Here is a 13,719-nt window from a genome sequence, read left to right as displayed (position 1 = left end):
CTCGACCGCCCTGGTGATCGGGACGGGTGGCCTGGGCCAGATGGCGATCCAGATTCTGCGAGCGCTCAGCGCGGCGACCACCCTCCTCGCCGTGGACACCGACGCGGCAAAGCTGGAAACCGCCAAGCGCATGGGCGCACAGGAGGGCCCTGCTCTCAGGCGACCAGGCGGTCGCTCGCATCGAAGACATGCCGGGCAGCAGGGCGCCGAGCTGGTGCTCGACATGCTCGGCGTCGACCCGACGCTACGGATAGCGGCCCAGGTGGCCCGGGTGCTGGGCCACCTGACCATCGTCGTTGGTCTCGGCGGCGCAACCGTTCGAAACCCCGCCCGTCAGCTTCGCGAACCCGCCGCACGAGTGTTCAGTCGCCTCACCGCGCTGGGGTTTCATCCCTGAACTCATGAGTGATCACCCTCGCCCAGCAGCAGAAGATCACGACGCTCGTAGAGCACTTCCCGTTGGAACGCGCCGACGAGGCCTACCGACTCCTACACCACGGCAAGATCTGCGGACGCGAGGTCATCCCCCCGCACGGATGAACACCACCATCAACACCCCTGCCGACGCGATCCGTGGGCTGCGAGCCCGCGTCGCTTACCGCGGCCGGCCGGCCCTCCGATCCTGCTAGCCGAGGCCTCCTCGCCCTCGTACTCCGCGTATACCGGTTGCCCCACCTCAGAACTGATATTTACCTCACTTCCGACATTCTCCGCAAATCGTTGGCGCCCTGGCAACCAACTGATAGTTTCGTCAGTACAGATCAAGCCATCAACTATGAGTCGGAAGCCTGGGCCAACTTCTGGTACCCGGCCCGCACGCGAACCCGTTCGCGCACGCCGGCTGAGCAGCTGCCCCGTTTCAGTGGGCGGCTTCTCGTTGCCTGCCGGTGACCGATGCCCAGACTCTTCCTTACGACTTGCACAGGAGCAGCAAACATGGGGGAATCTTTCACGCCGACCGGGTCGGTCGGTCTACTGACGCCGCACGTCGACTTGGACACCGAGCTGCCGCGCGAGCTCGTGTGGCTGGCCGACAAGGTCGACGCGGTTCTCGGTGAATGGGAGCACGCGGCTGCGGTCGCCCGGTGGGCGGGTCAGACAGCCGCGCGGTTGGGCCTCGATCGTTTGGCACAGGTGCGTACGGCGGCTGCGGCGCGGCTGCACGACGTCGGAAAGATCGTCCTCGATCAGTCGCTGCTGGCCAAGCCTGGTCGGCTCACCGCGCAGGAGTGGGAGCAGATGCGCCGCCACCCGCAGGAAGGAGCACGCCTGGTCGTGGAGCTTGCGAACCGGCCGGATCTGGCACCGCCGATCGCCGCCCACCACGAGCGGTACGACGGGGACGGCTACCCGCGCGGCCTAGCCGGCACGGACATCCCGATCGAGGCACGGATCATCTCGGTGTGCGACGCGTGGGCCACCATGCGCGTCGACCGCCCCTACGCCCGCAAACTCGGAGTGACCCAGGCCCGTAACGAACTGGAGTCAGGGCGGGGCACCCAGTTCGATCCGGCGGTGGTCGACGCGTTCCTCGGCCTTGCCGACGAAGGCGCCATCGACGAACCGGCGCTGCTGTGCCGCACCCAACAGCTGGCCAGTCATTGCCCGTGCCGGCGTTGTGTCGCCCCTCGCAGCGAGGGGGGCCGCTGACATGACCACCGTGACGGAACTTATCGATGAAACGGACGAGGCGCTGCGTGCCTGTGACTCCGTGCATCGCGCGTGCAACGCTGTGGCCGCCGCGGTGAGCGCCCACTCGGCCGCGTCGGTGGATGTTCTACTCGCCAACGCCAACCATCTGTACCTGGTCGCCTGCAGCGGCGTATGGCACGCGCCCCGAGCGGCGCGAGTGAACTACGGCATCGCCGGACGTGTCCTGGCCACCGGACATACGGTTTCACTGCGCGATGCGTCGATCGACTACCCCGACCTGTATGCCGACCGGTCGGCCCGCTCGGTGGTCTCGGCTCCGGTGCGCCACGGCCACATGCCCACCAACGGTGTGGTCACCGTCGAGTTCGACGGCGTGCAGTCCGATCATGACGACTGGGAGGCGGCGCTGACGAAGATCGGTGCCCTGCTCGGAAAGCGGATCCATCAGTTGGGCGGCCCGTCCAAGGAGAGCGCGCCGCAATGGCTGCTGCGTCACACGTTGAACATCGCCGCCGCCGACGATCCCGGCGAGCTGGCGACCCGCACCTGCCGTGCGGCGGTCGAGCTGTCCGGGCTGCGGTGCGCGGCCCTGCTCGTCCGCAGGGTCAACGTGTCCGCGCAGTGGAGCGGTCCGCCGCTGATCGTCATGGCGGACTACTGCGCAACCGGTTCTCGGCGCCTGGTCGACGCGGTCAGTGCATTGCCGCAGCCGAGCCTGTCCAGGCTGGTGGACGCGGCGTGCCGACATCAGGCCGCGCACTCGCGGGCAAACCTGAACGTTCTTGACGCCCGGGGATTCGAACCGCTCATCGACGCCGGGGTGGGTACCGTGATCGCAGCTTCCGTCCACATGGGAACCGAACGCCTCGATTTCGAGGCGGCGATGCTGGTAATGGACGAGATCGCCTTCCAGCCGCCCCCGGACACCGCGTTCGTGCTCGAGTTGCTGATGACGAATGCCGCCGTGTTCTACGAGCGCATGTCAAGACAGCAGAAGCTGCAGACCATGGCTGAGTCGGATCCGCTCACCGGCCTGCGCCACCGTGGGCCGCTGGCCGGCCGACTGGCTTCGAGTATCCCCTCGCGCACGGCGGTTGTCGCTGCGGACATCGACAACCTCAAGGTCATCAACGACATGTGGGGGCACGACGCCGGAGATCGGGCCCTGACCGAGGTCGCCGACGCCATCCGCAAGGCGCTGCGCGGCAGTGACGAGGTCTTTCGCGTCGGCGGCGACGAGTTCATCGCAGTACTGGACGTGCCCGACCACGAGGAGGCGGTACGGGTTGCCGAACGGATGGCCGCCTCGGTGGCCGATCGCGGGCACAGGATCAGCGTCGGCGTCGCCGTGCGCAGCCCGGACGAGCCGCCGGAGATAACCCTGCGCCGTGCCGATGATGCCATGTACGCCGCGAAGCGGGACAAGACCATCTCGGTGACGGTGGCCTCCTGACGCATACCCGCCGCCTTCGGACGCCGGCGGACCTCACGGGCTGGGCGGTCGCCTGGCCTCGCGGGCATCATGATGCTGCGGGCGCCGGTTGCGCCTGGTTCGCCGTTGCGCCGGTGCGGCAGCCGACGCCGGTCAGCTCTGTGCGGGCATTTCTGCGACCGGCAGTGGCGTGTTAGCCAGGGTATGTGCCTGCTCGGCGGGTACGCCCAGCATGCGCAGCAGCTGCTCGGCGAGCTGGTCGCATGCGGTGTCGTCGACCCGGTCGGGATCGGTCAGCGACAGGTGCAAGGTGGCGAGCACTGCTCCGGCGACGGCGGCGCGGGCCAGTACCGGTTCGGTGACGGTGAAGCGGCCCGATGCCATCCCGGCCTGAATGTCGCGCAGCGCTCGGGGGGACAGACCTTGCGTCGAGTCCACGTAGCTCATCCCGTGCCGGACCAGCACCGCCGAGGTCTGCGGGCGGGCGCGGCACAGGCGAAGGGTCAGCCGGACCGACTGCGCGAACGCCAGCGCAGGATCGTCGACGTCGACGCTGAGCTGGTCCAGCAGCCCTCCGAGTTCCTCCAGGACCTCGTCGACCGCGGTGGTGAACAGCTCGTTCTTGCTGGAGAAATGGTTGTAGAACGAGCCGAAGCCGACGTCGGCGGCGTCGGTGATCTCCTGGATGCTCGCTTGCGCAGCCGTGTCGGCGGCGAGCATCACGCGAGCAGCGGCGATCAGCTTCTGGCGCGTCTGTGCCTTGCGCCGCTCGAGGCGGCTCGGCGTGAGCGCGCTGTCAGACGCTGGGGAACCGGACTTCATCACATCCGCAACCTATCGCAGCCCTGATCTGTTCGTCACACACGCCTCAGAACTGATACCTACATCACTCCTGAGCCAGTTTGCTGCATTGAGCTTGGGCCGCCGCACATCAACTGATACTTTTATCAGTGATGACAGTATGGTCAGCTGATGGTGAGCCTGCCTAGACGCCTCCTCACCCGTGCTGACCACACCGGCGGCGCATGTCGCTGGTGACCATCCCTGCCACGGGTGGCCGCGCCGTACCGGCTGCGACAGCTACCCGCACTTCTCGCAAGGGGGCAAAGCCCATGACCGCGCAACCCGTGACCAAGCACCGTCCCATCCGCTCACCGCGCGCAATCCCGATCCTCGGCCACACGCCGCAGATCCCCAGCACCAATCCGGTCGCGTACTTCGGGGAGCTGTCCAAGCAGTTCCCCGAAGGGATCTTCAGCCTGGAGATCGCCGGCCAGGAGAACGTCTTCGTCTATGACCCCGACCTCGTGACCGAGGTCTGCGATGAGACCCGTTTCGGCAAGCCGATCATGCCTCCGCTGAGCCATGTCCGCGACTACGCCGGCGCCGGGCTGTTCACGGCCCACCAGCACGAAGAGGAATGGGGCATGGCGCACCGGATCCTCATGCCGGCCTTCAGTCAGCGCGCCATGAAGAACTACTTCGGGCAGATGCTGGAGATCGCCGAGAACCTGATGGACAAGTGGCAGCGCAAGCACGGGCAGCCGGTCAACATCACCGACGACTACACCCGGCTCACCCTGGACACCATCGCGCTGTCGGGGTTCGGGTACCGGTTCGACTCCTTCGGCTCCGAGCAACTGCACCCGTTCCTCCAGTCGCTGCTGGGCGCGCTGGTGGAGTCGATGCGGCGCACCCAGGAACTGCCGATGATGACCAGACTCCGCAAGGGCGACGACAGGAAGTACCAACAGAACATCGCGCTCATGCGCGAGCTGGTCGAAAGTGTGATCAAGGAACGCCGCCACGGTAAGAGCACCACCGAGGACGACCTGCTGGGCCTGATGCTGGCGGCCGTCGACCAGGAGACCGGCAAGCGGCTGGACGACGACAACGTCCGCGACCAGGTGCTGACGTTCCTCATCGCCGGTCACGAGACCACCAGCGGGCTGCTGTCGTTTGCCACGTACTCGCTGATGCGCAACCCCCACGTGCTGGCCCGGGCCTACGCCGAGGTGGACCGGATGCTGCCCGGCGACACCGTCCCGGACTATGAGACGATCATGAAGCTGGATGTCATCCCGCGCGTGCTGGAGGAGACCCTGCGGCTGTGGGCGCCCATCCCGCAGATCATGAAAGCGCCGCTGCGCGACACCGTCATCGGTGACGGCTACCACCTCAAGCAGGGGACGAAGACGAACCTGCTGATGTTCCCGCTGCACACCCACCCCAAGGCATGGGAGCGGCCGGAGGAGTTCGACATCGACCGGTGGCTGCCCGAGAACCGGGCCAAGCACCACCCCCACGCCTACAAGCCGTTCGGAAACGGCGTGCGCGCCTGCATCGGCCGGCAGTTCGCGCTCACCGAAGCTCGTCTGGCCCTCGCGCTGATGCTGCAGCGGTTCCAGTTCTCCGACCCCGGCGACTACCGGATGGACGTCCGGGAAGCACTGACGCGCAAACCCGGCGACTTCAACCTCGTCGTACGCACCCGCCAGGAGCACGAGCGCAGCGTCTTCGGCGTCTTGGCCACGCAAGCCGATGACAAGCAGCAGCAGGCCGCGGTCAGCGGGGTCGGGGTCGACCTCACCGTCGCCTACGGCTCCAGCCTGGGCAGCTGCGAGGATCTGGCGCGCACGATCGCCGACCGCGGCGAGCGCTCCGGGTTCGGCACCAGCATGGTCAGCCTGGACGAGCTGGGCGACAACCTGCCCACCGATGGTCTGCTCGTCGTCGTGGCCGCCAGCTACAACGGCAAGGCACCGGACAACGCCCAACGTTTCGACGACCTGATCGGCGCCGGGCTGGCCGAAGGGTCCCTGGCGGATGTGCGGTTCGCGCTGCTGGGCGCCGGCAACACCCAATGGGTGGCGACCTACCAGGCCTTCCCCAAGCGGATCGAGCAAGCCCTGCTGGGCGCCGGCGCCACCCCGGTCATCGACCGCGGCGTGGCCGACGCCGCCGGCGACTTCGACGGCATGGCCACCCGCTGGATGAACACCCTGTGGACCACCCTGGCCGAGCAGTACGCCGCCGACACCTCCGACGACAGCGCGCCGCGCTACCAGGTCCAACTGCTCACCGAGGCCGACGTGCGCCCGGCGATCGTCTCCGCCCAGGCGTACCCGCTGACCGTGGTCGCCAACGAGGAACTCGTCAGCGACCCGACCGGCCTGTGGGACTTCCAGATCGAGGCGCCGCGCTCGTCGGCGAAGTCCCTGACCGTCGAACTGCCGGAGGGAGTCACCTACGCCACCGGCAACCACCTGGCCGTGTTCGCCAAGAACGAACCGGCCTTGGTCAAGCGGACGCTGGCGCGGCTGGGTGTCGACCACGACCAGGTGCTGCGCCTCGACCAGCCCGGCACCGGCAGGACCCACCTGCCCGTGGGCACGCCCGTGACCGCAGGCCTGCTGGTCACCGGGTTCCTGGAGCTGCAGGACGTGGCCACGCGCTCCCAGATCCAGACCCTTGCCGAGAACACCGCCTGCCCCTGGACCCGGCCGCAGTTGGAGGCCTACACGGTCGACACGGTCGATGCCGAGCAGCGCTATCAGGAGGAGATCCTCGGCAAGCGCGTCTCCGTGCTGGGCCTGCTGGAACGCTTTCCTGCCATCAACCTGCCGTTGGCCGCGTTCCTGGCGATGATGGGGCCGATCCGTCCCCGCTTCTACTCGATCTCCTCCTCACCGCTGGCCGACCCGCGCCATGTCCGGCTGACGGTCGGCCTGGTGGAAGGACCCGCACTGTCCGGCGACGGCCAGTACCGCGGGTTGTGCTCGTCCTACATCGCACACCTCGAACCTGGTGACGTCTTCTACGGCTACGTGCGCGTGCCCTCGCCGACCTTCGCCCCGCCGGCCGACCCCGCCACGCCGCTCATCCTCATCGGCCCCGGTACCGGCGTCGCACCGCTGCGCGGTTTCCTGGAAGAACGCGCCTGGCAGCACGACAACGGGACACAGGTCGGCCTGTCGCAGGTCTTCGTCGGCTGCCGGCATCCGGAGCACGACTACTTCTACCAGCAGGAGATGCAGACCTGGGAGAAGACCGGTGTCGCCCAGATCCACACCGCCTTCTCCGCGGTCGTCGACCACCCGGCCCGTTTCGTCCAGGACTCCATTACCGCTGCTTCAGGCGCGGTGTGGCAGGCGCTCGAAGCCGGGGCGTACGTCTACGTCTGCGGCGACGGCCGCCGTATGGCGCCGGCTGTCCGCGACGCACTCGCCGCCCTCTACCGCGAACGCACCGGCAGCGACGACGAGGCCGCCCACAAGTGGCTCGCCCAGCTCGAAACAGACGGACGCTACCAGCAAGACGTCTTCGCCTGATCCACACACGCCGGGCCCGCCACGCCTACAGAACCCGTCGCACCTCGATCAGTCGAGGGCATCACGCACAGAAAAGAGAACACCATGGACACCATGCTCGCCGGACGATTCCACCTGGACTCGAAGAAGTTCGTCGTAGAGGAGGTCCCCGTACCCGTACCCGGCTCAGGCGAAGTGCTCGTCGAAGTGAAGGCCGCAGGCGTCTGCCTCTCCGACGTCCACCTGATCGACGGCTCCCTGGTCCCGCTGTTCGCCACCTCCGACGTGGTCACCGTCGGCCACGAGGTCTCCGGCGTGATCCACACCCTCGGGCCTGGTCTCCAGCGTGGCCTGGCCATGGGCACGCGCGTCACCCTGGAGGCCGGCCAGAGCTGTGACCGGTGCACCGACTGCGCACGGCGCCGGCCCTGCGCCCAGGTCCGCACCCGCGGCATCGACTACGACGGCGGCTGGGCACAGTACGCCCTCGCCCGCGAGGACACGCTCATCCCCATCCCCGACGACCTTCCCTTCGACCAGGCCGCGATCATCCCCGACGCGGTCTCCACGCCCTACGCCGCCGTCGTGGCCACCGCAGGGGTACGCCCAGCCCAATCCGTGGGCGTATGGGGCGTGGGCGGAGTGGGCGCGCACAACGTCCGCATCGCCCGCCTGGTCGGCGCCGCGCCCATCATCGCCATCGACCCGCTGCCAGGCGCCCGGCAGCGCGCCCTGGCCTTCGGCGCGGACCTCGCACTCGACCCGACCTCCGACGACTTCACCAACCAGATACTCACCGCCACCGGCGGACGCGGCCTGGACTTCGCCTTCGACTGCGCTGGCTTCCCGGCGGTGCGCGAGCAGGCCGCCGCCGTACTCGGCCAGCACGGCGCACTCATCCTGGTCGGCATCACACCGCAGCCGCTCACCATCAGCGAAGGCCTGACCTTCAACTACCTGTCCAAGCAGGTGCGCGGCCACTACGGCGGCTTCCCCGAGTCCGTGGCCGAACTGGTCCAGCTGGCCGCCAACGGCCGCATCGACCTGGCGCCCTCCATCACCGACCACATCCCGCTGGCCGACGCAGCCGCCGCGATCCACCGGCTGGAGAACAAGACCGGCGACCCGATCCGCCTCATCCTCGTCCCATGACGGGCTCCTTCGAAGCGCGGCTGGCGTCGGTGCACAGACGCCAGCCGCCGAGGGCAATACGCCTACTGCGTGCGTCCCGGCGCGCTCAGACTTCGTGATCAAGATCAAAGAATGTTTGGCCAGCTCAGACGCACCAAGGTCCACAGCCCTCGGATCGCCAAACCGTACGCTCGTACGTGTAAAAAACCGTGTCTCGAAGAACGTCGAAGCCCGTTTCCTGAACTCCGGAAACGGGCTTCGACCAGGCCTTACACAACGTCAGGCTGGCCGGATTCGAACCGACGACCCCTTGACCCCCAGGGGGTATATACCGGGCGCCAACGGCAGGCTCCTCGTTAGGGCTACTCCGCGTGAGCGCTCGTGACTCACATCACCTTTGTCGGACGAACCGGCTGCTGCGCAATTTAAAGGTATTCATGCCTGTTAGTCGTTCTTGAGGTATTTTGCCGCTTATGAGACTAAAAATGGCTTTGACCAGCCGATCCACTGAGCCCCGACCGGCGACGAGCGACACCGAGTCGGTACCGCTGGAACCGACGCCATACCGGGTCGTGGCGTTGAACGCGCTGGCCTGGTCCGGGTCGCGTGCCCGCGTGTCGCTGGTGGCGGTGATGGCTGCGGTGCTCGCCCTGGTGGTAGGGATTGCTTCGCCGGCCGCTGCGACCACGTCGGGGTGGGTCGCTCCAGATGCCGGGTTTGCCGCGAATCTCGGGGCCGCGTTCAACGGCTCGGTGCGGGTGCTCGCGGTGCAGCCGGACGGGAAGATCCTCGCCGGGGGCGACTACACCGCTTTCGACGGGGTGACCGCGAACCGGCTGGTGCGCTTGAACCCCGATGGCACCCGCGACACCGCGTTCAGCACCGCGATCGGCACGGGCTTCGAGGGGCCGACGGTGGGAGTGGTGTCGGCGATCGCCGTGCAGCCGGACGGGAAGATCCTCGTCGGCGGCAACTTCACGACATTCGACGGGGTGACCGCGAACCGGCTGGTGCGGCTGAACCCGGACGGCACCCGCGACACCGCGTTCAGCACCGCGCTGGGCACGGGCTTCAACACGTCGGTGCTGTCGTTGGCGGTGCAGCCGGACGGGAAGATCGTCGCGGGAGGTTTGTACACCACTCTCAACGGCGTGACGGTGAACCGGCTGGTGCGGCTGAACCCGGACGGCACCCGCGAAGTCGCCTTCAGCACGGCCCTCGGCACGGGGTTCAACAACTCCGTGCCCTCGATCGCGTTGCAGGCCGACGGGAAGATCCTCGCGGCAGGTACGTTCACCACGCTCAACGGCGTGACGGTGAACCGGCTGGTGCGGCTGAACCCGGACGGCACCCGCGACACCGCCTTCAGCACGGCCCTGGGCACCGGCTTCGATGCGAACGTGCTGTCGGTGACGGTGCAGCCGGACGGGGGCATCATCGCCTGCGGCGGCTTCACGACTCTGAACGGGTCGGCGGCCAACCACCTGGTCGGGTTGAACCCTGACGGCACCCGCGATACCGCGTTCAACACCAACCTCGGCACCGGACCGGCCGGCGGCACCCCGACGGCGGTGGTGGCGCAGCCGGACGGCAAGGTCCTGGTGAGCGGGTCGTTCATCACGTTCAACGGGGCGGACGTGAGATCGTTGATCCGGTTGAACGCCGACGGCACCGCCGACACGGCCTTCAACACCGGCCTCGGCACCGGGACCACCTTCTCGGTCTTCGCCGTCGCGGTCCAGCCGGACGGCAACGTCCTGGCCGGGGGCGCCTTCACCGTGTTCAACGGCGTCGCCGCGAACCGGTTGATCCGGGTCGCGTTCGTCACCGTGTCAGTGTCGCCGATCCCGGACCAGACCGACGCGGTCGGTGACGTGGTCTCGGTTCCTGTGGTCGCGACGAGCACCGGCGGCCCGATCGCGTACTCCGCCACCGGCCTGCCGGCCGGGCTGAGCATCGACCCGGGCACTGGTGTCATCAGCGGCGCTCCCACCACGGCCGCGACGACCACCGTCACCGTCACCGCCACCAGCTCGACGATCACCGACCAGGCGACCTTCACCTGGACCATCACCCCGGCCCCGACACCACCGGTGATCACCTCCGGTCCACCGGTCGACGGCACGGTCGGTGCCCCGTACCACTTCACGATCACAGCATCCGGGTTCCCTGCACCCACCTTCAGCGTCACCGCGGGCAAGCTGCCCAAGGGGCTGTCCCTGGACACCTCCACCGGCGTGATCAGCGGCACCCCGAAGAAGGCCAAGACGTACACCTTCACCGTCACCGCCACCAACAGCGCCGGCTCGGACGCGCAGACCTACACCATCCGGATCACCAAGAACTGCCCCTACGTTTCCGGGGGACACGGTCACTGCCCGAAACCATTGACCGGACCGGCTGACACAGGTGGCACCAGCGGACAGGAACCTCTCGCCTGAGTCGCCCGTTGAAGGTCAGCGTGTGCGGACGCGATCGCACGTTCCTAATCTGAGTCAGATCCGGTGCATCGCGCGGAAATGATGTGGGGCCTTCGGGTACGGCTGTGGTTGTCGAAGCCAGGCCATCCCGAAGGCCCCACGGTGCAATTTCACCTGGTCCGGGGTCAGGCCGGTGTCGCGCCCCTGTGTCCGCAACCGCCCGAGCGCCTGCCCGCCAGCCTGTCACGCCACTACGCGTCGGACACCAGCGACAGCGGATGGCGGCTGGTAGCCACGTACCTGCCCGCCGGCTGCACAGACGATCAAGGTAACCGCCCGAGGTCCTACCCCCGCCGCGACGCCGTCGACGCGACTCGCCAACTCGCCACAGCGGCTACGCGTGGCAGCACCTCCGACCGAGTTGCCGCGTTCGGCGTGCTTGAGGCCGACCGCGCCGCTACGGAGCTTTGCGCTGCTCCTCTCGTCTCACTAGCCAGCCCGACTTGAGACCGCCCTGTCGCTCGACGTGTTCGCACAGCTCCCTGGGCAAATACGAGCCCGGAACGCCGTGCCCCACAGCAGACCAAAACGCCCGGGAGTTGCGCATGTGCCCGCTCCCGGTGTGCCAAGCCACGCCGGGATGCTCCCCACGTAACGCCTCCAATCCGGCAGCCGCCAATCCTCGACGCTGGTACTCCTCAATCGTGTACGGCTTATCCACCCACCCCAGCTTGCAGTGCGGGCACAGGACGTATTCCACGACGAACGCCAGCTCGCCGTTGAGATTTGCCTGCCTGCATCGCCAGCCGAAGTATCGGCCGGAAGGTGTGTCCTGCCAGGGACTGTCCAGCGTCGGGAGCTGGGTGGTGTTGTACCGCGGGCGTTTGTCCATCCGACCGCGCGTCAGGTGGTAGACCATCGATGCCGCAGGTCGCCGCGGGTGGCCGAGGTGTTGCCGCTGCTTTACCTGCACGGGCTGTCCACTGGTGACTTCGTGCCCGCGTTGGAGCAGTTCATGGGCTCGGCGGCCGGGTTGTCGTCGGCGACGATCGCCCGGCTGACCAAGCAGTGGACCGACGACTACCACGCCTTCTGCGCCCGCGATCTGTCAAGCGTGGACTACGTGTACGTGTGGGCCGACGGCGTCCACGTCAACATCCGCCTTGAGGAGGACAAGCTGTGCGTGCTCGTGATCGTCGGGGTCCGTGCCGACGGGTCGAAGGAGCTGGTAGGGCTGGCTGACGGCTACCGGGAGTCGACCGGGTCGTGGGCCGACCTGCTGCGTGACTGCCACCGCCGTGGCATGCGCGCCCCGGTCCTGGCCGTCGGCGATGGGGCGCTGGGGTTCTGGGCGGCACTGCGTGAGGTGTTCCCCGGCACCCGTGAGCAGCGCGACTGGGTCCACAAGACCGCCAACGTCCTCGCGGCGCTGCCCAAGTCCGCGCACCCCGGCGCGAAGTCCGCGCTGGCCGAGATCTACAACGGCGAGGACAAGCGCCACGCCCAGGCCGCGGCCAAGAAGTTCGCCGCCGCGTACGGGGCGAAGTTCCCGAAGGCCACCGCGAAGATCACCGACGATCTGGACGTGCTGCTCACGATCTACGACTTCCCCGCTGAGCACTGGGTGCACCTGCGCACATCCAACCCGATCGAGTCGACCTTCGCCACCGTCAGGCATCGCACCCGCGTCACCAAAGGACCCGGCAGCCGCGCCGAGGGCCCGGCCATGGCGTTTAAGCTCATCGAGTCTGCGCAGGACCGGTGGCGGGCGGTCAACGCACCCCACCTCGTCGCGCTCGTGCGCGCCGGTGCCGTCTTCCGTGACGGGCACGTCCTCGAACGGCCCGAAGCCGTGGCTGCATAGCAGCCACGCAGCACTTGACCGTGGCGGTCTCCACGGCCAGCCGACGCCGGTGCACCGGTCGATAAGGTTGGGCGATGTTCACCGAGGGGGAACGCGACCGCGTCCGCCAGCGCCTGCTGCAACTGGCCGAGGCAGACCCCGCCATCGCGGGTGCCGCGATCACCGGCTCCTATGCCACCGACAGCAGCGACCGCTGGTCGGATGTCGATCTGGTATTCGCCGTCGACGGCACGATCGAGCTCGCATTGGAACGCTGGACAGAGCAGATATACCGGGACTTCGCCGCCCTGCACCACTGGGACCTGCCCTCGGGCTCGACGATCTACCGGGTATTCCTGCTGCCCGGCTGCTTGGAAGTCGACATCGGGTTCACCCCAACGGCCGACTTCGGCCCTCGTGGTCCGAGCTGGCGCACCGTCTTCGGCCAGAACACAGAGCCTACGTCAACAGCGTCGCCCAGCCACGACAACCTGGCCGGCCTAGCCTGGCACCACGTCCTGCACGCGTGGGTCTGCATCCAGCGCCGCAGGTGGTGGCAAGCCGAGTACTGGATCAGCGCCGCACGCGCCCAGGTGCTCGCGCAGGCCTGCCGGCGCCTGGGCTACCCCACCAGCTACGCCAAAGGCGCTCACCTGCTGCCAGCAGACTTGACCACACCACTCGAGGCGACCCTGGTCCGATCGCTTACCGAGGCTGAGCTGCGACGCGCCCTGAACGTCACGTTGACCGTGTTGACAGCGGAACTCGACCTCACGGACCCAACGTTGGCGACCCGGCTACGCCCGATGTTCATGGAACTCGCCAGCTGACCGAGGCGACTGGAGGCACCCGTCCACAGGTCTTGACAATTCCTCGGTCGACCGACGCATTCGTCGCACGCAGGAACAGCAGCAGGAACGGACATGAGCA

Annotated in this window: 10 protein-coding genes; 9 read left to right on the top strand and 1 reads right to left on the bottom strand. The window is 67.8% G+C overall.

What is annotated here, in order from left to right:
* The first annotated feature begins 40 nt into the window (after window positions 1-40).
* The 4 genes from KUA19_RS29845 to KUA19_RS29835 all read left to right on the top strand — a co-directional run bounded on the left by KUA19_RS29845 (window position 41) and on the right by KUA19_RS29835 (window position 3,106).
* Window positions 41-397, top strand: a complete 357-nt coding sequence (locus KUA19_RS29845) for a zinc-binding dehydrogenase (RefSeq protein ID WP_217401243.1) — start codon at window positions 41-43, stop codon at window positions 395-397.
* A gap of 8 nt (window positions 398-405) precedes the next feature.
* Window positions 406-540, top strand: coding sequence for a hypothetical protein (locus KUA19_RS44125; protein WP_302563250.1), 135 nt, complete (start codon window positions 406-408; stop codon window positions 538-540).
* Between the two features lie 453 nt (window positions 541-993).
* Window positions 994-1,650, top strand: a complete 657-nt coding sequence (locus KUA19_RS29840; RefSeq protein WP_217401241.1) for an HD-GYP domain-containing protein — start codon at window positions 994-996, stop codon at window positions 1,648-1,650.
* Window position 1,651: 1 nt separating this feature from the next.
* Window positions 1,652-3,106: a sensor domain-containing diguanylate cyclase gene (locus KUA19_RS29835; protein ID WP_217401239.1), complete on the top strand. Its 1,455-nt coding sequence runs from the start codon at window positions 1,652-1,654 to the stop codon at window positions 3,104-3,106.
* Window positions 3,107-3,238: 132 nt separating this feature from the next.
* On the opposite strand, the gene KUA19_RS29830 is transcribed toward KUA19_RS29835, so the two are convergent.
* Window positions 3,239-3,907 carry a TetR/AcrR family transcriptional regulator gene (locus tag KUA19_RS29830; protein ID WP_217401237.1) on the bottom strand — a complete coding sequence of 223 codons (669 nt, stop codon included), beginning with the start codon at window positions 3,905-3,907 and terminating at the stop codon, window positions 3,239-3,241.
* A 290-nt stretch (window positions 3,908-4,197) separates the two neighbouring features.
* Here KUA19_RS29830 and KUA19_RS29825 point away from each other — a divergent pair, with 290 nt between their 5' ends.
* From KUA19_RS29825 to KUA19_RS29805, 5 genes are all read left to right on the top strand, one after another.
* The gene (locus tag KUA19_RS29825; RefSeq protein ID WP_217401235.1) at window positions 4,198-7,416 is read left to right on the top strand and encodes a bifunctional cytochrome P450/NADPH--P450 reductase; all 3,219 of its coding nucleotides are present in this window, start codon (window positions 4,198-4,200) and stop codon (window positions 7,414-7,416) included.
* An 84-nt stretch (window positions 7,417-7,500) separates the two neighbouring features.
* Entirely contained in the window at window positions 7,501-8,547 is a 1,047-nt protein-coding gene (locus KUA19_RS29820; RefSeq protein ID WP_254550310.1) for a zinc-binding dehydrogenase, read from the top strand.
* Window positions 8,548-9,098: 551 nt separating this feature from the next.
* Window positions 9,099-10,967: a putative Ig domain-containing protein gene (locus tag KUA19_RS29815; protein WP_217401233.1), complete on the top strand. Its 1,869-nt coding sequence runs from the start codon at window positions 9,099-9,101 to the stop codon at window positions 10,965-10,967.
* A 715-nt stretch (window positions 10,968-11,682) separates the two neighbouring features.
* Complete coding sequence (locus tag KUA19_RS29810) at window positions 11,683-12,810, top strand: IS256 family transposase (protein WP_443623186.1); 1,128 nt, start codon at window positions 11,683-11,685, stop codon at window positions 12,808-12,810.
* Between the two features lie 74 nt (window positions 12,811-12,884).
* A complete protein-coding gene (locus tag KUA19_RS29805; RefSeq protein ID WP_217401231.1) occupies window positions 12,885-13,619 on the top strand; it encodes a nucleotidyltransferase domain-containing protein in 735 nt (244 codons plus the stop codon).
* The last annotated feature ends 100 nt before the right edge of the window (window positions 13,620-13,719 follow it).

The organism is Catellatospora tritici (assembly GCF_019083965.1).
Classification (GTDB): Bacteria; Actinomycetota; Actinomycetes; order Mycobacteriales; family Micromonosporaceae; genus Catellatospora; species Catellatospora tritici.
The sequence above is the reverse complement of the archived record's forward strand: the minus strand, read 5'-3'. Positions and strand labels throughout refer to the sequence as shown.

Coding starts and splice junctions, on each gene's coding strand:
- KUA19_RS29825 (WP_217401235.1), top strand. CDS start 4,198: ATGACCGCGCAACCCGTGACCAAGCACCGTCCCATCCGCTCACCGCGC.
- KUA19_RS29835 (WP_217401239.1), top strand. CDS start 1,652: ATGACCACCGTGACGGAACTTATCGATGAAACGGACGAGGCGCTGCGT.
- KUA19_RS29805 (WP_217401231.1), top strand. CDS start 12,885: ATGTTCACCGAGGGGGAACGCGACCGCGTCCGCCAGCGCCTGCTGCAA.
- KUA19_RS29830 (WP_217401237.1), bottom strand. CDS start 3,907: ATGAAGTCCGGTTCCCCAGCGTCTGACAGCGCGCTCACGCCGAGCCGC.
- KUA19_RS29845 (WP_217401243.1), top strand. CDS start 41: ATGGCGATCCAGATTCTGCGAGCGCTCAGCGCGGCGACCACCCTCCTC.
- KUA19_RS29820 (WP_254550310.1), top strand. CDS start 7,501: ATGGACACCATGCTCGCCGGACGATTCCACCTGGACTCGAAGAAGTTC.